Source organism: Streptomyces sp. NPDC001985, from assembly GCF_040296845.1.
GTDB lineage: Bacteria > Actinomycetota > Actinomycetes > Streptomycetales > Streptomycetaceae > Streptomyces.
Genome location: NZ_JBEOYB010000038.1, coordinates 25897 through 47333, shown reverse-complemented (window position 1 = coordinate 47333; position 21437 = coordinate 25897). Strand labels below are relative to the sequence as shown.

Annotated in this window: 19 protein-coding genes; 15 read left to right on the top strand and 4 right to left on the bottom strand. The window is 74.1% G+C overall.

The window, feature by feature from the left end:
* Window positions 1-80: 80 nt before the first annotated feature.
* Together panD and ABT122_RS18775 are read left to right on the top strand one after the other, a co-directional pair.
* A complete protein-coding gene (panD, locus tag ABT122_RS18780; RefSeq protein WP_351552951.1) occupies window positions 81-497 on the top strand; it encodes an aspartate 1-decarboxylase in 417 nt (138 codons plus the stop codon).
* Between the two features lie 38 nt (window positions 498-535).
* Window positions 536-889, top strand: coding sequence for a GNAT family N-acetyltransferase (locus tag ABT122_RS18775; protein WP_351552948.1), 354 nt, complete (start codon window positions 536-538; stop codon window positions 887-889).
* Between the two features lie 358 nt (window positions 890-1247).
* Here ABT122_RS18775 and gnd read toward each other — a convergent pair whose 3' ends face one another.
* The gene (gene gnd / locus ABT122_RS18770) at window positions 1248-2690 is read right to left on the bottom strand and encodes an NADP-dependent phosphogluconate dehydrogenase (protein WP_351552945.1); all 1443 of its coding nucleotides are present in this window, start codon (window positions 2688-2690) and stop codon (window positions 1248-1250) included.
* Between the two features lie 391 nt (window positions 2691-3081).
* Here gnd and ABT122_RS18765 point away from each other — a divergent pair, with 391 nt between their 5' ends.
* Window positions 3082-4530, top strand: a complete 1449-nt coding sequence (locus tag ABT122_RS18765; RefSeq protein ID WP_351552942.1) for a transglycosylase family protein — start codon at window positions 3082-3084, stop codon at window positions 4528-4530.
* On the opposite strand, the gene ABT122_RS18760 is transcribed toward ABT122_RS18765, so the two are convergent.
* Window positions 4411-5583, bottom strand: a complete 1173-nt coding sequence (locus tag ABT122_RS18760; RefSeq protein WP_351552940.1) for a DMT family transporter — start codon at window positions 5581-5583, stop codon at window positions 4411-4413. The genes ABT122_RS18765 and ABT122_RS18760 overlap by 120 nt on opposite strands.
* A gap of 200 nt (window positions 5584-5783) precedes the next feature.
* On the opposite strand from ABT122_RS18760, the gene ABT122_RS18755 reads away from it, so the two are divergent.
* From ABT122_RS18755 to ABT122_RS18735, 5 genes are all read left to right on the top strand, one after another.
* Window positions 5784-6521 carry a (2Fe-2S)-binding protein gene (locus tag ABT122_RS18755; RefSeq protein WP_351552938.1) on the top strand — a complete coding sequence of 246 codons (738 nt, stop codon included), beginning with the start codon at window positions 5784-5786 and terminating at the stop codon, window positions 6519-6521.
* Window positions 6522-6531: 10 nt separating this feature from the next.
* Entirely contained in the window at window positions 6532-7677 is a 1146-nt protein-coding gene (gene glgA, locus ABT122_RS18750) for a glycogen synthase (RefSeq protein ID WP_351552934.1), read from the top strand.
* Window positions 7678-7753: 76 nt separating this feature from the next.
* Complete coding sequence (locus ABT122_RS18745) at window positions 7754-8296, top strand: dihydrofolate reductase family protein (RefSeq protein WP_351552931.1); 543 nt, start codon at window positions 7754-7756, stop codon at window positions 8294-8296.
* A gap of 452 nt (window positions 8297-8748) precedes the next feature.
* Window positions 8749-10212 carry an SDR family NAD(P)-dependent oxidoreductase gene (locus ABT122_RS18740; RefSeq protein WP_351552928.1) on the top strand — a complete coding sequence of 488 codons (1464 nt, stop codon included), beginning with the start codon at window positions 8749-8751 and terminating at the stop codon, window positions 10210-10212.
* Between the two features lie 419 nt (window positions 10213-10631).
* Window positions 10632-10805 carry a hypothetical protein gene (locus ABT122_RS18735; protein WP_351553005.1) on the top strand — a complete coding sequence of 58 codons (174 nt, stop codon included), beginning with the start codon at window positions 10632-10634 and terminating at the stop codon, window positions 10803-10805.
* Between the two features lie 93 nt (window positions 10806-10898).
* Here the strand turns inward: ABT122_RS18735 and ABT122_RS18730 are convergent, their stop codons facing one another.
* Complete coding sequence (locus ABT122_RS18730) at window positions 10899-12308, bottom strand: lipase maturation factor family protein (protein ID WP_351552925.1); 1410 nt, start codon at window positions 12306-12308, stop codon at window positions 10899-10901.
* Window positions 12286-12924 (bottom strand): DUF1990 domain-containing protein, encoded by a 639-nt coding sequence (locus ABT122_RS18725; RefSeq protein WP_351552922.1) that lies wholly within the window; start codon window positions 12922-12924, stop codon window positions 12286-12288. Before ABT122_RS18725 ends, ABT122_RS18730 begins: the two co-directional genes overlap by 23 nt.
* A gap of 201 nt (window positions 12925-13125) precedes the next feature.
* Between ABT122_RS18725 and ABT122_RS18720 the strand changes: the two genes are divergently transcribed.
* The 7 genes from ABT122_RS18720 (at window position 13126) to ABT122_RS18690 (ending at window position 21432) form a co-directional block, all read left to right on the top strand.
* Window positions 13126-14373 carry a DUF6777 domain-containing protein gene (locus ABT122_RS18720; protein WP_351552919.1) on the top strand — a complete coding sequence of 416 codons (1248 nt, stop codon included), beginning with the start codon at window positions 13126-13128 and terminating at the stop codon, window positions 14371-14373.
* 68 nt (window positions 14374-14441) lie between these two features.
* Window positions 14442-16538 (top strand): SpoIIE family protein phosphatase, encoded by a 2097-nt coding sequence (locus tag ABT122_RS18715; RefSeq protein WP_351552916.1) that lies wholly within the window; start codon window positions 14442-14444, stop codon window positions 16536-16538.
* A gap of 159 nt (window positions 16539-16697) precedes the next feature.
* Complete coding sequence (locus ABT122_RS18710) at window positions 16698-18065, top strand: wax ester/triacylglycerol synthase family O-acyltransferase (protein ID WP_351552913.1); 1368 nt, start codon at window positions 16698-16700, stop codon at window positions 18063-18065.
* A 223-nt stretch (window positions 18066-18288) separates the two neighbouring features.
* A complete protein-coding gene (locus tag ABT122_RS18705) occupies window positions 18289-19335 on the top strand; it encodes an aldo/keto reductase (RefSeq protein WP_351552910.1) in 1047 nt (348 codons plus the stop codon).
* Window positions 19332-19643, top strand: a complete 312-nt coding sequence (locus ABT122_RS18700) for an L-rhamnose mutarotase (RefSeq protein WP_351552907.1) — start codon at window positions 19332-19334, stop codon at window positions 19641-19643. Before ABT122_RS18705 ends, ABT122_RS18700 begins: the two co-directional genes overlap by 4 nt.
* A 3-nt stretch (window positions 19644-19646) precedes the next feature.
* Complete coding sequence (locus tag ABT122_RS18695; protein ID WP_351552904.1) at window positions 19647-20522, top strand: amidohydrolase family protein; 876 nt, start codon at window positions 19647-19649, stop codon at window positions 20520-20522.
* 37 nt (window positions 20523-20559) lie between these two features.
* Entirely contained in the window at window positions 20560-21432 is an 873-nt protein-coding gene (locus tag ABT122_RS18690; RefSeq protein ID WP_351552901.1) for an Fpg/Nei family DNA glycosylase, read from the top strand.
* The last annotated feature ends 5 nt before the right edge of the window (window positions 21433-21437 follow it).

Below are 21437 nucleotides of genomic sequence, written 5' to 3'. Positions count from 1 at the left end.
GCACGACTCGTTATAGGGTTGATGGATCGCCCTTGACCTGCACGAACGCAGGCAGGGAGCCTAGTTCCGGGAGTACCTCGATGCTGCGCACCATGTTCAAGTCGAAGATTCACCGCGCCACCGTCACCCAGGCCGATCTGCACTACGTCGGTTCCGTCACCGTCGACGCCGCGCTGATGGAAGCGGCGGATCTGCTGCCGGGTGAGCTGGTCCACATTGTGGACATCACCAATGGCGCCCGGCTGGAGACCTATGTCATCGAGGGCGAGCGCGGCTCCGGTGTCATCGGTATCAACGGCGCTGCGGCCCATCTCGTCCACCCCGGCGATCTGGTGATCCTCATCAGCTACGCCCAGGTCGAGGACGCCGAGGCGCGCGCGCTCACCCCCCGGGTGGTGCATGTCGACGCCGGCAACCGGATCATCGGTACGGGATCGGACACCGCCGAACCCGCACCGGGGAGCGGCGCCCTGCGCAGCCCGCACGCCGCCGTCTGAAACGGGCGCCCGACGCCCGGCCGAGGGAGTATGCCGTCATGCCAGACATCTCAGCGTTCGACATCCGCGACAACCGTGCGAAGGGCCTGCTGGAGGCGTACGAGAGCGGCGCCGTCACCGGGCGTATCGCCTACTTCGTCCTCGACGGCGACCCCGCCGCTCTGGTCGCCGTGCACACCGTGGTGCGGCCGGAGCACGAGGGCAAGGGCATCGCGGGCTCGCTGGTGCGCGCGTTCTACGGGATCGCCGCCCGCGAGGGCGTCCCGGTCGTCCCGCTCTGTCCGTACGCCGCCGCCTGGGCCCAGCGGCATCCGGCCGAGGCCCCCGAGGCGCCGGCCGGGCTGGTCGAGGCGGCGGAGCGGCAGCTGAAGGCGGACCCGAACCTCTGGTGACGCCGCGAGGGCGTCCGGGAGCGCGGGGTGTGGATTCCGCGCGCGGGGGAAGGCGGACGGGGAGAGAGTGGGAACGCACGACTCCGAACCCTGGAGGTCAGGCATGACCCAGCCACCCCCCGTACCGCCCTCGCCCGTTCCGGCCCCGGGGCCGCCCGTCCCGCCGCCGGGACCGCTGCCCGGCCCGGTCCCCACTCCTTCGCCGCCGCCCGTTCCGACCCCCGACCCCGTTCCGAGGCCGCCTTCCCCCGGTCCGGAACCGTCACCGGAGCCGGAGCCCGCACCGGGACCGGTCTGACCGTGCGGGGCCCGGGGCACACCGCCCCGGGCCCCGCACGGTCCGTGCGCGCCCCCGAGGTCAGCCCGCCGGCACCTCCGAGCGGTCACCGCCCCACAGCGTGTGGAAGGACCCCTCGCGGTCGGTACGCCGGTAGGTGTGCGCGCCGAAGAAGTCCCGCTGGCCCTGGGTGAGCGCCGCGGGCAGCCGCTCGGCGCGCAGCGCGTCGTAGTAGGCGAGGGCCGCCGAGAACCCGGGCGTCGGCACTCCCTGCCGCGCCGCGGTGGCGACCACCTCCCGCCAGTCGTCCTGGGCCGCCCCGATCTCCTCCGCGAACCCCTTGTCGGACAGCAGGCTCGGCAGCTCCGGCCGGGCGTCGTACGCCCCCCGGATACGGTCCAGGAAGGCCGCCCGGATGATGCAGCCCGCGCGCCAGATCGCGGCCACCGACCCGAGGTCGATGTCCCAGCCGTACTCCTCGCTGCCGGCCCGGATCTGGTGGAAGCCCTGGGTGTACGAGACGATCTTGGACGCGTAGAGCGCCTGCTCGACCCGCTCGGCGAACCGCTCCGCCTCCTTCTCCCCCAGCGCCCGGGGCTCCGGCCCCGGCAGCCCGCGCGAGGCCTCGCGCAGCGCCGCGTGTCCCGAGACCGAGCGCGCGAAGACCGCCTCGGCGATCCCGGAGACCGGCACCCCCAGGTCCAGCGCGATCTGCACGGTCCAGCGGCCCGTGCCCTTCTGCTCCGCCTGATCGGTGACGATGTCGACGAAGGGCTTCCCGGTCTCGGCGTCCGTATGGGCCAGGACCTCCGCCGTGATCTCGATCAGATACGAGTCGAGCCGCCCGGTGTTCCAGGTGCGGAAGGTGTCCGCGATCCGCGCGGGGGAGTACCCCGCCACCGAGCGCAGCAGATGGTACGCCTCGGCGATCAGCTGCATATCGGCGTACTCGATGCCGTTGTGGACCATCTTGACGAAGTGGCCCGCGCCGTCCGGGCCGATATGGGCCACGGTGGGGGCGCCGTCGGGTGCCTTGGCGGCGATCTTCTCCAGCAGCGGACCGAGGGACTCGTACGACGCCGGGGAGCCGCCCGGCATGATGCTCGGGCCGTGCAGCGCCCCCTCCTCGCCGCCCGAGATGCCCACCCCCACGAAGTGGATGCCGCGCTCGCGCAGCTCCCTCTCCCGGCGGCGGGTGTCGGCGAAGTGGGCGTTGCCGCCGTCGATGATCACATCGCCCTCCTCCAGGAGCGGGGCGAATTCCTCGATCACCGCGTCCGTCGGCTCGCCGGCCTTCACCATGACGACCAGCCGGCGCGGACGCTCCAGCGCCGCCACGAACTCCTCGGCGGACTCGGCGGCGACGAAGGTGCCCTCCGCGCCGAATTCCTCCACCAGGGCGCGGGTCCGGGCCGTGGTGCGGTTGTGCACGGCGACCGTGAAACCGTTGCGGGCGAAGTTGCGGGCGAGGTTGCGGCCCATCACCGCGAGTCCGGTGACACCGATCTGGGCTGTTCCACTCATCATGCGCTCCTGGATCTTTGTGGCGAGTCCGTTGCGGGTCCACTGTCCTTCATTGATCCTCAAGCGGTCCGGCACCCGCCGCATTCCGGGCCCGCCGAATCGGCTCCGATCGGCTCCGATCGGGTCCGGCCGGTACGGAGCCGGTACGGGGGCGGTGCGGGCGCCGCGCGCCGCCCGGCGGCTCGCGGCGGCTCGCGGCGGCTTCCGCGCCCCGGCCGCGGGCGGGCCGGCACCGTGTGGACGGAGGCCGTCCGGAGGTGCGGACGGCCCTCCGCGTCTGCCGCAGTGCGCCCGCAATGAGCCCTTGTCACCGGCCAATTCGAGCACTTAAGTTGACGGCGGACGTGACCTATCCGTAATGCGACAGAACTGTTCAGTGGGGGAGACTCACATGACCGCAACCGGTCGGCACCGCAAGTACCAGCCGAGCCGATTCAATCGTGCCTCTCTCACGATCACCGCCGGCGGCGCGGGCATCGCCCTGCCCCTCGTGGGCGCGGGCTCCTCGCAAGCCGCGTCCGTGGACGTCTGGGAGAAGGTCGCGGCCTGCGAATCCACCAACCAGTGGAAGATCAATACGGGGAACGGCTACTTCGGCGGACTCCAGTTCAGCCAGTCCACCTGGGAGGCGTACGGCGGCCGGGAGTACGCCCCCCGGGCCGACCTCGCCAGCAGGGACCAGCAGATAGCCGTCGCCGAGCGGGTGCTCAAGGGGCAGGGCCCCAGCGCCTGGCCCAACTGCTCGGTCCGGGCCGGGCTGACGCGCGGCGGGGACTCCCCGGCCCTGGCGCCCGAGCGCCGCACGGACGCCGGTGCCGACCGGACGGGCAGCCCGAGCGCCCGGAGCGAGCGCGGCGCCCAGGGAGAGCGGAAGGGCCCCGCGCCCACCACCCCCCGCCAGACCCCGCAGACGCAGCAGGCCAAGGCGTCGCCGACCACCGTCCCCACCCAGCGCGAGGGCTACACCGTGGCCCCCGGCGACTCGCTGTCCAGGATCGCCTCCGCGAAGGACGTCCGGGGCGGCTGGCCGCAGCTGTACGCGCAGAACCGCACGACGGTCGGCTCCGATCCCGACCTCATCCACCCCGGCCAGCGTCTCGTCATCCGGATGCAGGCGTCCAAGAGCGGCTCGACGACCGCCCCCGCCCCGCCGAAGACGAGCGAGACACCGAGGAAGAGGGCCCCCGGGAAGCCCCCGGCCGGCGACCGGCTGGAGAAGCCCGACCCGAAGAAGACGGCCCCCTCGGAGGGGCCGGGCCTCAAGCAGCGGGCCCCCAAGGCCCAGGAGCCGAAGCAGGAGGCCCCGAAGAAGCAGGCCGCCGCGGCGGCCAAGCAGCAGGTCAAACAGCAGGCCAAGCAGCAGGCCAAGAAGGAGGTCAAGGAGGTCAAGCGGGAGACCAAGCAGGTCGCCCAGAACCGCCCCGCGACCCGCACCGCCCGGATGAGCGCCCCCGTCGACGCCTCCACCGGCACCGCGTACCGCCAGACGGGCTCCTCCTGGTCCAGCGGCTACCACACGGGCGTCGACTTCCCCGTGGCCACCGGCACCTCCGTCAAGGCCGTCTCCTCGGGCCGGGTCGTATCGGCCGGATGGGCCGGCTCCTACGGCTACCAGGTCGTCATCCGGCACAACGACGGCAGATACAGCCAGTACGCACATCTGTCCGCGCTCTCCGTGCGCGCGGGCCAGCAGGTCACCGCCGGCCAGCGGATAGCCCGCTCAGGGTCCACCGGCAACAGCTCGGGACCGCATCTCCACTTCGAGATCCGCACGGGTCCGGGGTACGGATCGGACATCGACCCCCTGGCCTACCTCCGGTCGGGCGGCGTCTCGATCTGACCCGTCCGGACCGGCCGGCCGGCTCTCCGGCGGCTGCTCCACCGACCCCACCGATCCCACCGATCCCATCGGCTCCACCGGCCTCTCCGGCGCGGGGATGCCGTCCAGATACACCGGCGACGACCGCGCGGGCCGGGGCTCCGCAGCCCCGGCCCCGACCGCTCCCGCCTCCCGGGCCGGCGGCGTCGGCCCGCCGGGCGGTGGAGCGACCGGCTCCCGCGCCCCCTGGGCCGCCAGCCGCTCCGTCGTCAGCAGGATCAGACCGCCCGCGGCCACCACCCCGAAGCCGATCGCCAGCACCGCGCCCAGCACGCCGTACCGGAAGCTCTCGCCGAACATCGTGATCCCGACGACCGCCGCGATCACCGGATTGACCACGGTGACCGTGGCCAGCGGCGCCGCGAGACCCGCGCCCCGGTAGGAGGCCTGCGACAGCAGCAGACCGCCCAGCGCGAGCACCCCGATCACCGCGATGCTCGACCACTGCGACAGCGGGCGCGACCACTCCCAGCCGTCCGCCACCGTCTTGGTGAAGACCGAGGCGATCCCGAAGGCGACACCCGCCGAAGCGGCCAGCAGCACACTGCGGAAGACCGGCCGGTTGATCGTCTGCGCGATGAGGAAGATCAGTGCCACGGTGCCCAGCGTCGCCGCGGCGAGCACCCCGCGCTGCCCGGTTCCCAGCGTGTGCGAGCCGGTGTCCCCGGAGACCGCCAGCAGACCCGCGAGCCCCACCGTCGCCATCAGAGCCCCGCGCCAGGCCGTGGCGCCCGCTCTGCGCCCCACGAACAGCGCCGCCATCGGCAGCGCGAACACGATGGTGAGCGCGCCCAGCGGCTGCACCACACTCAGCGGGCCGTACGCCAGCGCCACCACGTGCAGCACCGCGCCCACGCCGTTCAGACCGACCGCCAGCCACCACCCGGCGTGGTGCAGCGGAGCGTACGGCCGGGCGGGGGACGCAGCGGCCACATGCTCCTGCATGATCGCCCCGGCCGCGTAGGCGACCGCGGAGACCAGGGACAGAAGCACGGCCAGCGCAAGGGAACTCATAGAGACCACGATCTCCCTGTTCGGCGGTCACGTCGTCGTCCTTGAGCAGGCATTCGGGCGTACTGCCGACGGAGTACGAGCGTAGGCCAAAAGTCTCACGGGCGAAGGTCGAGCAGGTCAGAGGGGGTGCGGAGAAATACGACCGACGTGAGGTTGACTACAGCTGCCCACCAACGGGTGACGGATGAGAGCGAGGACACATGGATCTGCGGGAGCTGGGCACACTGGGCGGATTCTTCGCGCTGCGGACCTCCGGGGACACCGCGCCCCCGGAGGGCGGGGACGCGCCCGGCGTGCCACTCGCCCGGGTCTACGCCGGTGACCTGGAGCCCCTCACCCGACGGGTCGACCTGGTCGCCGCCCGTCACACACCCCCCGAGCGGCGGGTCGCCGCCTCCATCGCCCACCTCGGCCTCGCCGCCCGGCTCTGGTCCATCGCCCTCGGCGGCGCCGTGCTCCACGGGAGCGTCCCACCGCTGGCCCCCGAGCGGCTCCACTGGTCACCCGGCCTCACCACCCCCGACGACCTGTGGCTGGAGCTGCCCGGCCCCGGGGAGGGGCAGCCGGCGGCGCCCGCCACCGTGGAGGCGCTCCGTGAAGCCGTCCAGTACGCCCATCTCGTCCCCCTCGCGCGGGCCATGCGCCAGGAGACGGCCGTCTCGCCCCGGCTGCTCTGGGGGAACGCCGGCTCCGCGCTCGCCGCGGCCGTGCGCCAGATCGACGACTGGGCCCGGGGCACCGGAGACGCCGGGGCCGCGCGCCGGGCCGAGTCGCTTGCCGCCGGTCTCTTCGCCCACCCCGACCTCTCCGGCACGGTCCGGGGGCCCGGCCGCCGCCGCACCAGCTGCTGCCTCTACTACCGGGCGCCGCGCGGCGGCCTCTGCGGCGACTGCGTCTTCGACCGGCCGCCGTCTTCCCCGCGCGCCTCCGGTGGGTGACCATCGTGGGGTGAAGGTGGGACTGCTCACGCGCGAATACCCTCCGGACGTCCACGGCGGCGCCGGAGCCCATGTGGAGTTCCTCGCCCGCGAGTTACGGGCCCTGGCCGATCTGGAGGTCCACTGCTGGGGCGACGGGGAGGCCGAGGGGGTGCTCCGGCACCGGCCCGCCGCGCAGCTCGCCGGGGCCGACGGCGCGCTGCGCGCCTTCTCCGTGGACCTCGCGATGACCGCGGAACTCGCCGGGCGCGAACTCGTCCACTCCCACACCTGGTACGCCTCGCTCGCCGGCCACCTCGCGAAGCTCCTCTACGGCATACCGCACGTGCTGACCGCCCACTCCCTGGAGCCGCCCCGTCCCCGGGCCGGGTCCGACGGCGGCCATCCGCTCGCCCGCTGGGCCGAGCGCACCGCGATCGAGTCGGCGGACGCCGTCATCGCGGTCTCCGCGCGGATGCGCGAGGACATCCTCGCCGCCCACCCCTCCCTCGACCCGGCCATGGTGCGGCTCATCCGCGGCGGGGTCGACACCCTCCTCTACCGGCCCGACCACGAGACGGACGCCCTGGAGCGGATCGGCCTCGACCCCCGCCGCCCCTATGTGCTCCATGTGGGCCGTGCCGCACCCCGCAAGGGACTGCCGCACCTGCTGCGCGCGGCCCGCGCCTTCGACCCCCGGGCACAGCTGGTGATCTGCGCGGGACCGCCCGGCACCGAGGGCATCGCGGAGCTGGTGGAGGAGTTGGAGCGGGTACGCGACGGAGTGCACTGGGTCCCCGGGACCCTGCCCCGCTCCCGGCTGATCCAGCTGCTGACGCATGCCTCCGTGTTCGTCTGCCCCTCCACCCACGAGCCGCTGGGCATGGTCAATCTGGAGGCCATGGCGTGCGGCACGGCCGTGGTCGCCTCCGCTGTCGGCGGCATCCCCGAGGTGGTCGACGACGGCACCACGGGACTGCTGGTGCCCTATGACGCGCACCACCCCGAGGTCTTCGAGTCGGGCCTCACCCAGGCGGTGAACCGGGTGCTCGACGACCCGGGGGACGCGGCCCGGATGGGGGCGGCGGGACGGCGCCGCGCCGTCCGCGACTTCGGCTGGGACCAGGCCGCCAAACGGACCTATGAGCTGTACGAGGAGGTGCTCGCCCGGGTCTGAGACCGTGCGCCGCCGTGCGCCCGGTGCGCGATATGGGCACGCTGGGCCCAGGGGGCAGCGAGAGCGGGGCACGGTCATGAGGAAACTGGTCGTCACGGAGGTGCTGACCGCCGACGGGGTCATGGAGGACCCGCGGGGATGGCACACGCCCTCCTGGGACGAGGACATGGCGGCCGTGGCCGACGCGCAGATGGCGGCCTCCGACACCCTGGTGCTCGGGCGCACGACGTACGAGGGGTTCGCGGCGGACTGGCCGGGCGCCGAGGCTCCCGGGGCGGACCATATGAACGGCGTCGCCAAGTATGTGGTCTCCACCACGCTCACGGCCGCCCACTGGAACAACACCACGGTCATCCGGAGGGATGTCGCGGGGGCGATCGCGGGGATGAAGGGGGAGGAGGGCGGGAACATCGTGGTGCGGGGGAGTGCGACGCTGGTGCGGTGGTTGCTCGGGCGGGGGCTGGTGGACGAGTTCGATCTCCTGATCGCCCCGGTCATCGTGGGCACGGGCAAGCGCCTCTTCTCGGAGGACCTCCCCCGCACGCCCCTCCGGGTCGTCCGCGCGACCCCGCTCCCCTCTGGCGTCCAGCACGTCGTCTACGCCCCCTCGGGCCCCTGAGCACCCCTCCCCACCGCCGGGGCTCCGCCCCGAACCCCGCGCCTCAATCGCCGGCGGGGCTGGTTGTGCCCTGCCTTGTGCCGGCATTCCCCCCCCCCATCCGGTATTGGTCGCCACCCCTGGCCCGTCCGGCGCCCCGCACCCCGGGCGCGTGAAGGCACGGGCCGGGGTTGTGCCCCCGGGTCTGGGCTTTGGCGGGGTCGCCGGTTTCAGCCCGTCCGGCGTTTGAGGACGGACGTCGTGCCCTGGGTGTGTGAAGGCACGGGGTGGGGTTGTGCCCCGGGGTCTGGGTTTTGGCGGGGTCGCCGGTTTCAGCCTGTCCGGCGTTTGAGGACGGACCCCGCACCCCGGGTGCGGGAAGACACGGGCCGGGGCGGCCACACCCCCCGCCCCTGTAAACTCCCCCTTTTGACCCCTTCCCCGGCTCGTGAGTGATCAAGGACCCCAGCAGCATGACGGTGACAGAGAACACCCCCATCCCCGGCCCCGGAATCGACCCGGAGCGGCTGGCCGTCTGCCTGAGCGTGCTCGACGAGCTCGACAAGCTGGATGTCGATCACCCCGACGCCATCACCGTCCGCCGTGCCACCGCCGGCATCTACCGCACGGTGAAGCAGCGGCGCCGCCAGGAGCGGCGCGCCTTCAAGACCGCGCACGACAAGGCCGTCACCGAGGCCACCGCCACCGGCTCCGCCGAGCGGATCGACGACGAGACCGAGGGGCTGCTGCCCAGCTCCTCCGTCACCGGGGAGATCGCGGGCATACTCCAGCGCCCCCGGTCCTGCTACATCTGCAAGACCCGCTACACCGAGGTCGACGCCTTCTACCACCAGCTCTGCCAGAAGTGCGCCGCCGAGAACCGCGCCCGCCGGGACGCCCGCACCGACCTCACCGGCCGGCGCGCCCTCCTCACCGGAGGCCGGGCCAAGATCGGTATGTACATCGCCCTGCGGCTGCTCCGCGACGGCGCCCACACCACCGTCACCACCCGCTTCCCCAACGACGCCATCCGCCGCTTCAAGGCGATGCCGGACAGCGACGAGTGGATTCACCGCCTCAAGATCGTCGGTATCGACCTCCGCGACCCGGCCCAGGTCGTCGCCCTCGCCGACTCCGTCGCCGCCGAGGGCCCGCTCGACATCCTGATCAACAACGCCGCGCAGACCGTGCGCCGCTCCCCCCGGGCGTACAGCGAACTGCTCGCCGCCGAGAGCGCCCCGCTGCCCCCGGGCGAGCTGCCGCCCGCCCAGGTCATCGGCGTCTTCGGCAGCGGCGCCGTGGAGTCGGTGGCCGCGCTGCCCTCCGCCATGGGCGAGGGGCTCAGCGCCCAGGACGTCACGGATCTCGCCCTGGTCTCCGGCTCGGCGACCCCGGCCCGGATCGAGGCGGGCACCGCGATCGACGCCGGTGGTCTCGTCCCGGACCTGCACGACACCAACAGCTGGATTCAGACCGTCTCCGAGGTCGACCCGGTGGAGCTGCTGGAGGTCCAGCTCTGCAACTCCACCGCGCCGTTCATCCTGATCAGCAAGCTCCGCGCGGCGATGGCCGCGGCCCCCGCCAAGCGGACCTATGTCGTCAACGTCTCCGCGATGGAGGGCGTCTTCAGCCGGGGCTACAAGGGCGCGGGCCACCCGCACACCAATATGGCCAAGGCGGCGCTGAACATGCTCACCCGCACCAGCGGCCAGGAGATGTTCGAGAGCGACGGCATCCTCATGACCGCCGTGGACACCGGCTGGATCACCGACGAGCGCCCGCACCCCGACAAGATGCGGCTCGCGGCCGAGGGCTTCCACGCCCCGCTCGACCTGATCGACGGCGCCGCCCGGGTCTACGACCCCATCGTGCGCGGCGAGGCGGGCGAGGACCTCTACGGCTGCTTCCTCAAGGACTACGCCCCCGCCAACTGGTAGACCCCTCCCCTTCCGCCGATGGACGGCGGTACGAGCCCGGGTGCCCCGCGCCCGCCCTCGTACCGGCCGTCCATCGGCCGTTCGGCGGCCGGGCATCACCCGAACGGCCCAGGGGAGGTTCACACCCCTGGCCCTGACGGCCGTTACTCCATCCGGGTTCCCTCCTCCGTCGACAATACGACCACAAATCCGTTATGTGGCTGGATCGTTGGCCGTGATTAAGCGGAATTCAAGGCCCCATCGAGCGATGCTCTGCTCATTTGGTTAATCTGGGGTGCACGGACGCCACCCAAGGGTCCACAAAAGCCCTTTGGCCGTCCTGGGACACGTCTGCAACCAGGCTGCGGTCCCGCCCGAGAGCCGGCGCCACCGCGACCGAACCGCCCCTGTCCCAGTTACGCGACACAGAGGAGTGCGCGGTGACCACTGAAGTGAAGAAGCCCGACCAAGGACTGCCGGAACGTATCCGCGAGCGGACCCGCCGGCCCGATGAACTGGGCAGCCTGGAGGTCTGGGCCCGCTCGGCACCGATCCGCCTCGCGGGGTACGAGGAAGACCTCGCCGAGCCGCACATCCTGCAGGGCGTCGACTGACCGCCCCGCGGGCCGCGGGACCCACAGCCCCCTCCGTCATCACAAGGCCGCGGAGGGGGCTCGCCCGTGCCGCCGCCCCGGGGAACCGGCGGCTCAGCGGCCCAGCCGGGTCGGGCGCAGATACTCCCGTACGAAACGCCGCTCCCACCAGGCCCCCGTGGCCCTCAGCTCCCGCCAGGTCGTGAAGCGGTAGCGGTACAGCCGGGCCCGGACATGGACGGGCGGCGCGCCGGGGAAGGGGTTGTGCCCCAGCAGCCGCAGGGTGTCCCGGTCGCCGGTCAGCAGCCGCTCCACGAACGGGCCGAACCAGGACCGGGCGTACGCGGGGGAGAGCGCCGCGAACCACATCATCCAGTCCAGCCGCAGATGGTACGGGGCGAACTGGCGCGGCAGCCGCCGCACATCCGTCGGCTTGCCCCGGAAGCCGTACTCCCGCCAGACGGTGCCCTCGTGGAGCCGGGTCTCCCGGGTGCCCTCCACCACCACCTCCATCCGCACCCGTCCCACCGTGCCGAACGCGCCGTAGGCGTTGACCAGGTGGAGCGGATCGTACGAGCGGTTCATCGCCTGCCGCCGGGAGAACAGATTGCGCGCCGGGCGGTAACTCAGCGCCAGCAGGCCCCCGGTGACGGCGATCACCAGGACCTCGTACCAGAGCGGGGCCGGGGGCTGTGCGGGCGGCCGGGCGAGGAGCGAGCCGTCCACGGCGCTCAGCGCGAGGGCGATGGTCAGCCAGTTCAGCCAGGAGAAGTTGCCGGAGAGCACCAGCCACAGCTGGGTCAGCGCGATCGCCCCGGCGGCGGCGCTCGCGACCGGCTGCGGGGTGAACAGCAGCACGGGCAGCAGCAGTTGCACCGTGTGGCTGGCGGCCGCCTCCAGCCGGTGCGCCGGCCGGGGCAGCCGGTGGAAGAACCAGCTCAGCGGCCCCGGCATCGGCTGGGTCTCGTGGTGGTAGTACAGACAGGTCAGATCGCGCCAGCAGCGATCCCCGCGGATCTTGATCAGCCCCGCGCCCAGCTCCACCCGGAGGAGCACCCAGCGCAGCAGCAGAAGCACGAGGACCGGTGGCGCGGTCCGCTCATTGCCGAGGAAGACCGCGAGGAAGCCCGTCTCCAGCAGCAGCGACTCCCAGCCGAAGCCGTACCAGGTCCGGCCGACATTGACGATCGACAGATACAGCACCCACAGCACGGCCCACCAGGCCATCGCCACCGCCAGGGGCAGCCGGTCCGCCGCTCCCGCCACCAGGGCCGCCGACAGTGCCGCGCCCGTCCAGGAGACCAGGGCGAACAGCCCGTCCGAGTAGCGCAGGTGGAACAGGCTCGGGGCGTCGCGGAACCGCACCCGGCGCAGCAGCTCGGGCGCCGGGAGCATGCCCCGCTCGCCGATCAGCGCCCGGAACTGGAGCGCGGCGGTGAGGAAGGCGACCAGATAGACGGCGGCCAGGGCCCGCTGGAAGACCAGCCGGCTCAGCCAGTAGTCACCGTCGGCGAACCACTCCATCCCCTTCAGTATCGGGGCGGACGGCCAGCCGCCGCAGGGTGCGGCCGAGCAGCCGGGCGTACGCGTGCTGGAGCGGGGGGACGAGCGGCCCGGCCAGCCGGGTGTACCAGAGCCCCGGCCGGCTGAAGGCCGTCACCGTGAACCAGACCGAGCCGTCGTCGCGGAGGTCCACGACGAACGACTCCTCGCCGCACTCGGGGTGCCCGGGGAGCGTGCCGTAGGCGAACCCCGTGCGGTGCGGCTCCCGGGCCACCCACACCACCTCGCACACCCCGGCGAAGCGCAGCGGGCGCCGGCCGGCCGACACCTCGACCCGCGCACCGGGCCGGGCCCCGGCCGAACCGCTCCGCAGCCGGGCGCCGCTCGCGCGGTGCATCCGCCAGTCGAGCACGGCGGCCCCCGCCGCCTCGAAGACCTCACGGCCCCGCCCGATCCGGGTGGTCCGGTGCAGATGGCGGTAGCCCCGGGGCAGCGGGCCCAGCAGGGTGGCGCCGACCTCGGGGTAGCTGAAGGTGCGCCGGACGGGCGCGGGCCGTCCGGCGGGCGCGCGGCCGGACGCCGTGCTCCCGGCCGCCCGTCTCCCCGCCCTCGCGATCAGGTTGACCAGCACGGACATCGGCCGCCACCCCCGTCTTTGAACATGTTCAACTTTCCGGGCTCTGAGCGTACGCACTCCCGGGGACGCGTTCAAGTGGCGGGCGGCCCGGGAGTCCGGCAGAAATTGAGGCACCGAAGCAGGGTGCGCGGGCGGCAGGCAGTGCGGCGGGGCACCCGGCGGAGGGCACACCGGAGCAGGGTGAGAAGGCGGGAGAGGTACGTGCGTCCCAATCGCCGTCGCGGGTCCGCGACGCGTCAGCGCTGGTCCCCGACGAGTCCATGGCCGACGCCGCGCGGCGGCTGGCCGCTGGCCGTCGCGCTGACCGCGGGCATCTGTCTCGCGCCCCTGCTCGCCGGGTGCGGCGCGGAGGACCCGCTCCCCAGGGCCGCCCCCGACGAGGAGGTGCTCCTCCAGCCGGCCGCCGCCCGGGGCCCCGACCCGTACACCGTCTCGACCGTACGGGACCTCTCCGCGCCCGCGCCCCGGCCGCCGGACCCGAAGGCCGGCGCGCGCGGGGCGCCGCTGCGCGGTCAGACCCTGCGCACCGTCTCGGGCGCCACCCCCGGCCTCTACGGCGGGATCGAGGCCATCGGGAACTGCGACGCCGTGCGGCAGCTCTCGCTGCTGCGCGACGCCCCGGCCGCGGCCCGCGCCTTCGCCCGGGGCGCGGGGGTCGCCGAGGCCGGACTCGCCGGGTTCCTGCGCGGGCTGACCCCCGTGGTGCTGCGCACCGACACCCGGGTGACCGCGCACGGCTACCGGGACGGCGCGGACACCGCCCGGCAGGCCGTGCTCCAGGCGGGCACCGCCGTCCTGGTCGACGAGCGCGGCGCCCCCCGGGTCCGGTGCGCGGGCGGCAGTCCGCTGAGGCCGCCGGTCGCCGCCCGGGGAGCGGTGATCCACCAGGGCACCCCCTGGGCCGGATACACGCCCGAGCGGTCCGTGGTGATCGAGCCCGCCGAGCGGGCCGTGGGGCGGCTGGCGATCGTCGATGTGGCCGACCGCAGCTGGATCGACCGGCGGACCGGGAGCGACGGGGAGCAGGACAGCCGGCCGGCGGTGCTCCCGCCGGACTCCCCGGACTCCCTGGAGGAGCTGTTCGCCTACCCTCCGGCCCCCGGCCCCGGCGAATCCCCGGACACCAACCGGGAGACCCCGGAGTCCTCCGCGCCGTCCGTTCCCGCTCCGCCGGCCGTGCCGGAACCGCCGGCTCCGGCACCGGCGGACGACGGGGACGGCGCGGACGGCCTCCCGGAGGGCGAGCCGCTGCCGCTCGACGCGGGCGACGACGGGTCCGGCGATGACGGGCTGCTTCCGCTCGACGGCGGCTCCGGCGGCGGCTCCGGCGGCGGTCTGCTCCCGCCGGACGACGACGATCTGATCCTGCCCGACGCCGAGGAGCCGGTCCCCGATGAGGAGCCGGTGCCCGATGAGGAGCCGGCCGGCTCCGACACCTTCGCGGGCTGAGGGCCGGGCGCGGGACCGGCCCGGGACCGACAGTCGAAGAATCCGACAAATGATGACAGAGTGGCTCCATGGTTGAGCGGGCAGCGGGGGCCCTGTCGCTTCCCGACGACTGGCCGGCGAGCCCCGAGACGAGCCTCGCCCTCACCCGCATGGGCAGCTTCGACTGGGATCTGGCCAGCGGGCTGTGCCATCTGGACCCGGCCGCGCTCGATGTGCTCGGGCTGCGTCCGGAGGAGTACGACGGCCGCCGGGAGAGCCTCACCGCCCGGATGCCGCCCGACGAGGCCGCCCGGCTGGACGCCAAGGTCGCCACGGCCCTCAAGGACGGCAGCGAGCACTACGGCGTCTACTTCCGCTTCCGCCGCTCCGACGCCACTCTGTGCTGGACCCACACCCAGGGCCGTGTCCTCCGGGACGGCACCGGCCGCCCGCTGCGGATCGTCGGCATCGTCCGGGACGCCACGGAGGAGCTGGCCGACTCCGCCGCGCGGATGGAGGCCGACGCCGTCCGCAGGCGCCGGACCAGCGTGGTCGAGTCCACCACCGCCGCCCTCGCCCACGCCCGGACCGTGCAGGACGTCATCGACGTGCTGCGCGACGTCCACGGCCTGGAGCACTTCGGCGCCGCGAGCCTGGTCCTCGGGCTGCTGGAGACGGGCGGCAGAATCCACCTGGTCGCGGAGGGCCCCCAGGAGGCCTTCATCCCCGGCACCCGCTGGACCCATGTCGACGACGCCTACCCCATGAGCGAGGTGGTGCGGACCCTCGCACCGCGCTTCATCGAGTCCCGCGGGGACTTCGCCGAGTCCTATCCGCTGCTCTGGCCGCATCTGGAGGGGCTCGGCATCCGGGCCGCCGCCTATCTGCCGCTGATCGCCCAGGCCCGGCCGATCGGGGCGCTCGGCCTCCTCTACAGCGACCGGAACGGCTTCAGCGACGAGGAGCGCAATGTCCTCGTCGCCCTCGGCAGCAGCATCGCGCAGAGCGTCCAGCGCGCCGTCCTCTACGACCAGGAGCACGACATCGCCGAGGGGCTCCAGCAGGCGATGCTGCCGCGCCGCATCCCCGAGGTGCCCGGGGCGCAGATCGCGGTGCGCTACCGCTCGGCGCGGATGGGCCGGGACATCGGCGGCGACTGGTACGACGTCATCCCGCTGCCCGGCGGCCGGGTCGGCGCGGTCATCGGCGACGTCCAGGGCCATGACACCGACGCGGCGGCGGTGATGGGGCAGCTGCGGATCGTCCTGCGGGCGTACGCGGCCGAGGGCCACACCCCGGCGACCGTGATGGCACGCGCCTCGGTCTTCCTCCATGAACTCGACACCGACCGCTTCGCCACCTGCATGTACGCCGAGGCCGACCTCTCGACAGGGGTGGTGCAGGTGGTACGGGCCGGTCATGTCGACCCGCTGCTGAGGGACACCGACGGGAGCTGCCGCCGGGTGCCGGTGGACGGCGGGCTGCCGCTGGGGCTCTCGGCGGAGTTCGGCCGGCTGGAGTACCCCGTCTCCACGGTGGAGCTGGACCCGGGGCAGACGCTGCTGCTCTTCACCGACGGGCTGGTGGAACAGCCGGGCGCCGACCTCGACGACGGGATGCAGCTGCTGACCTCGCTGGTGCGCGGCGGCCCGCGCGACCTCCAGCGGCTGGCGGACCATCTGTGCGAGGTCGTGGACGACCGGGGCGGCGACGACGACGTGGCGATCCTGCTGCTGCGCCGCCGGGGCGCGTTCACCCCGCAGACGGGCGGCCGGCTCCAGCAGCACGTCTCCCAGAACGACCCCGAGGCGCTGGTCTCCGCCCGGCACATGGTCCGCGCGGCGGTCCGGGCCTGGGGCGCGGGGGAGCGGGCCGACGACATCGAGCTGGCCGCCGACGAACTGATCACCAACGCGCTGCTGCACACGGACGGCGGGGCGATCGTGACGGCCCGGGTGCTCTCGGGGCCGGAGCGGCGGCTCCGCGTCGAGGTGGAGGACCGCTCCAGCGCGCTGCCGAGGCGGCGGGACGCGGGTGAGTCCGGAGTCACCGGGCGGGGGCTGCTGCTGGTGGACCGGCTGGCGGACACCTGGGGTGTGGAGTCGCGCGGCACCGGCAAGTGTGTGTGGTGCGAGTTCCAGGTGGTGGCCGGACCGGGCGGCGCCGGCCCCCGCCCGGACGGCTGAAGCCCTCCACCGGTCACGCTCCGTGGAATGATCGTACGTGACCGTAATCGAGCGCAGGCGATTGACTGCTCCGGTACGGTCCTGATCCCTCCCGGCGGCCCGCCCCCGGGCCGCGCACCCCGGACAGGTTCCGGATCACTCCCCGAACATGAGGACACCGTGAGCAGCGAGCTACTCGCCCCCCTGGACCTGGCGTTCTGGCAGCTGGAGTCCACCGGGCACCCGATGCACCTCGGCGCCCTCGCCCTCTTCGCCCCCGCCCCGGCGTCCGCGGGCGCCCCCGCCCCGGACGGCGACGCGGTCCTGGAGCTGCTCGCCGCCCGCGCCGCCGCCGTCCGCCGGCTCAGGATGCGGGTGCGCGACGTGCTGCTGCCGGTCGGCGGCGCGGTCTGGGCCGTCGACCAGGATTTCGACGTCACCCGGCATGTCCACCGGCTCCGCCTCCCCGGGGGCGATGTCACCGCCGAGGCCGTCGCGCTCGCCGGGGAACTCATGGAGCGCCCGCTCGAACGGGGCCTGCCGCCCTGGGAGATGTTCCTCCTCACCGGCGCCCCGGACGGCCCCTTCGCGGTGCTCGTCAAGCTCCACCACGCCCTCGCCGACGGGATGCGCGCGGTCGCGATCGGCGCGGGCATCTTCGACGAGATCGCCGCACCGCCCGGTGCGCGGACCGCCGCGCGTCCCCGCCGGCCCGGGCCCGCGCCCGGGCGGATGTGGTACCCCGACCCCCGCCGGCTCATCGGCTTCGCCCGCGACCGCATCGACGGCCTCGGGCGCGCCGTCGGCGTCGGCGCGTCCGTCGTCCGGGCCAGCCGGCTCGACCCGCGCGGACTGCCCGCCCTGACCGCGGCCCCCAGCGGCACCCGCAGACTCGGCACCGCCGTGCTCGACCTGGAGGACGTACGGCACATCCGCAGGGCGGCCGGCGGCACGGCCAACGACGTCCTCCTCGCGATCGTGGCGGGCGCGCTGCGGCGCTGGGCGGAGCAGCGCGGTGAGCCCCTGCCCGCGGCGGGCCCCCGCGCCCTGGTCCCCGTCTCGCGGCGCCGCCCCGGCGGCCCGCCCGGCTCGGCCAACCGGCTCTCCGCCTATCTGCTGGAGCTGCCGGTCGCCGAGCCCGACCCGCTCGCCCGGCTGCGCGCCGTACGGACGGCGATGGACCGCAACAAGGCGGCCGGCCCGCTGCGCGGCGCCGGGGCCCTCGCCGTGCTCGCCGATCAACTGCCTCCGCTGGCGCACCGCTTCGGCACCCCGCTCGCCTCCGGCGCCGCGCGGATGCTCTTCGACATCGTGGTCACCAGCGTCCCGCTGCCCCGTTCCGCCCTCTCGCTGGGCGGCTGCCCGCTGAGCGCGATCTATCCGATGGCGCCGCTGGCCCGGGGCCAGGCGCTGGCGGTGGCGCTGACGACCTACGGGGGCCGGGTGCAGGTGGGGCTGGTCGCCGACGGCAAGGCGGTGCCGGATCTCGACCGGCTCGCCGCCGGGGTGCGTGAGGAGACCGCCGAACTGCTGGCGCTGGCCCGCTGACCCGCTGACCCGCCGACCACGGAGCCCGCCGCCCGCTGTCACCCCCGGGCCGCCCGGGGACGCGCGATCCCGGCCGGAAACGACCGGCGGACCGCGCGTCCGGTGAACCCGCGCCGGGCATCGGGCGTACAGAGAGGTGGACGAGCGCACGGACGGTCCCGGGCGGCCCGGGGCCGCGCGTCCCCCCGATCACCCGGACACGGCCCGCGGAAGGCGGTTCCGCATGAGAAGGCGCAGGCTCGGACGGAGCACGGTCGAGATCACCGAACTCGCCTTCGGCGGCGCCGGCATCGGCAATCTCCACCGCCCGGTGTCCGACGAGGACGCCGCGGCGGCCGTCGACGCGGCCTGGGAGTGCGGCGTCCGCACCTTCGACACCGCGCCCCACTACGGCCTCGGGCTCTCCGAGCACCGGCTCGGGCGCGCCCTGCGCTCCCGGCCCCGCGACGCGTACACCCTCTCCACCAAGGCCGGCCGGCTGCTCGAACCCGTCCCGCCCGGCGGCGACGACCTCGCCCAGGGCTTCGCCGTGCCCGCCACGCACCGCCGGGTCTGGGACTTCAGCGCCGACGGGGTGCTCCGCAGCGTCGAGGAGAGCCTGCGGCGGCTCGGGCTCGACCGGATCGACATCGTCTATCTGCACGACCCCGACGACCACGGGGACGACGCCTTCCGGTACGGCTACCCGGCGCTGGAGCGGCTGCGCGCCGAAGGCGTCGTCGGGGCCATCGGCGCGGGCATGAACCAGACCGCGATGCTCACCCGCTTCCTCCGCGACACCGACGCCGACGCCGTGCTCTGCGCCGGACGCCACACCCTGCTCGACGGGAGCGCCCTGGCGGAACTGCTCCCCGAGGCACGGGCGCGCGGCCGGAGCGTTGTCGTCGGCGGGGTCTTCAACTCCGGACTGCTCGCCGATCCGCGCCCCGGCGCGACCTACGACTACGCGCCCGCGCCCCCGGATCTGATCGCCCGCGCCCAGCGCCTCCAGACGGTCACCGAGCGCCACGGGGTGCCGCTGCGCGCCGCCGCGCTGCGCTACTCCCTCGCCCATCCGGCCGTCGCGGGCGCCCTGGTCGGCGTCCGCTCCGCCCACGAGATACGGGACGCGGCGCACCGGCTGCGCACGCCCGTACCGCCCGCGCTCTGGGCGGACCTGCGCGCCGAAGGGCTCCTTCCGGAGCCGCCCCGGACCTCCGGGGCCACGTGGGTCCCGGGGACCTTCCGGGACCATGAGCAACGGGACCACGAAGAAGGGGAGAGCCGATGAGAGTCGCCCTGCACACCAGGGTCCGCCCCGACCGCGTCGACGCTTATGAGGAGGCCCACCGCGAGGTCCCCCCGGAGCTGACCCGCGCGATCCGCGCCGCCGGTGCCACCTCGTGGACCATCTGGCGCAGCGGCACCGACCTCTTCCACCTCCTGGAGTGCGCCGACTATCCGCTGCTCCTCGCCTCCCTGGAGCGGCTCCCGGTCAATGTCGCCTGGCAGGCCCGGATGGCCGGTCTGCTGGCCACCCCGCACGACTACTCGCCGGAGGGCGCGGGCGCGCCCCTGCCCGTCGTCTGGGAGCTGTGAGCCGTGACGATCATCGACGCCCACCACCATGTGTGGGACCTCGCCGTCCGCGACCAGGAGTGGATCACCGGTCCCGCCATGGAACCGATCCGCCGCACCTTCTCCCTCGCCGATCTGGCGCCCGCGGCCCGGGCGGCCGGGGTGCGCGCCACCGTACTGGTCCAGACGGTCACCGACCCGGCGGAGACCCCCGAACTCCTCGCCGCCGCCCACCGCGACGAGCTGGTCGCGGGTGTCGTCGGCTGGGCCGACCTCACCCGCCCCGATATCGCCGACACCCTGGCCCGGCTGCGCGAGCTTCCCGGCGGCGACCGGCTCGTCGGCATCCGCCACCAGGTCCAGGGCGAACCGGACCCGAACTGGCTGCTCCGCCCCGACGTCCAGCGGGGCCTGGCCGCCGTCGCCGCCGCCGGACTCGTCTACGACCTGGTGGTGCTGCCGTCCCAGCTCCTCACGGCCGCCGAGGCCGTCAGCCGCCGGCCCGGTCTGACCTTTGTCCTCGACCACCTCGGCAAGCCGCCCATCGCGGCGAAGGAACGCGAACCCTGGGCGAGCCGGGTACGTGCCCTCGCCGCCCGCGAGAACACCGTCTGCAAGCTCTCCGGCCTGGTCACCGAGGCCGACTGGGCCTCCTGGACCACCGATGACCTGCGCCCGTACGCCGAGACCGCCGTCGAGGCCTTCGGCCCCCGGCGGCTGATGTTCGGCTCGGACTGGCCGGTCTGTCTGCTCGCCGCCGACTACTCCGAGGTCGCCGCCGCCGCCCGCGATCTCGTCGGGCAGCTCGGCGCGGACGACCGCCGGGAGGTCTTCGAGACCACCGCGACCCGTGTCTACGGACTGCGCCCGCCCGGGGCCACGGACGCGGCGGGCCGGTGAACCTGCGCCGCCGCCGGTGCTGCGGCACCCTGGACGCATGCCGGAACTGCCCGAAGTGGAATCGCTGAGAGAGTTTCTCGACACCCATCTCGTGGGAGAGGAGATCGTCCGGGTGCTGCCCCTGGCGATCAGTGTGCTGAAGACCTACGACCCGCCGCTGAGCGCCGTCGAGGGCCGGGAGGTCACCGCGGTGGCCCGGTACGGCAAGTGGCTGGACCTCACCGCGGGCGACGGACCCGGCCGGCTCCATCTGGTCGTGCACCTGGCCCGCGCGGGCTGGCTGCGCTGGCGGGACGAGATCCCGGACACCCCGCCGCGCCCCGGCAAGGGGCCGCTCGCGCTGCGGGTCCGCCTCGCGTCGGGCGGCGGCTTCGACCTCACCGAGGCCGGCACCACCAAACGTCTCGCCGTCCATCTCGTCCGCGACCCGGCCGAGGTCCCCGGCATCGCCCGGCTCGGCCCCGACCCGCTGGCCGGCGACTTCGACCGGGCGGCCTTCGCCGCGCTCATCGCCGGGGAGCGGCGCCGGATCAAGGGCGCGCTGCGCGACCAGAGCCTGATCGCCGGTATCGGCAACGCCTACAGCGACGAGATCCTGCACGCCGCGAAGATGTCGCCGTTCAAGCCGGTGCACAACCTCGGGGAGGACGAGATCACCGGTCTGTACGAGGCGCTGCGCGCCACACTCACCGAGGCCGTCGAGCGGTCCCGGGGAGTGGCCGCCGGGCGGCTCAAGGCGGAGAAGAAGAGCGGGCTGCGGGTGCACGGCCGCACCGGCGAGCCGTGCCCGGTCTGCGGCGACACCATCCGCGAGGTCTCGTTCAGCGATTCCTCGCTCCAGTACTGCCCCACCTGCCAGACCGGCGGCAAACCGCTCGCGGACCGCCGGCTCTCCCGGCTGCTGAAGTAGCGGCG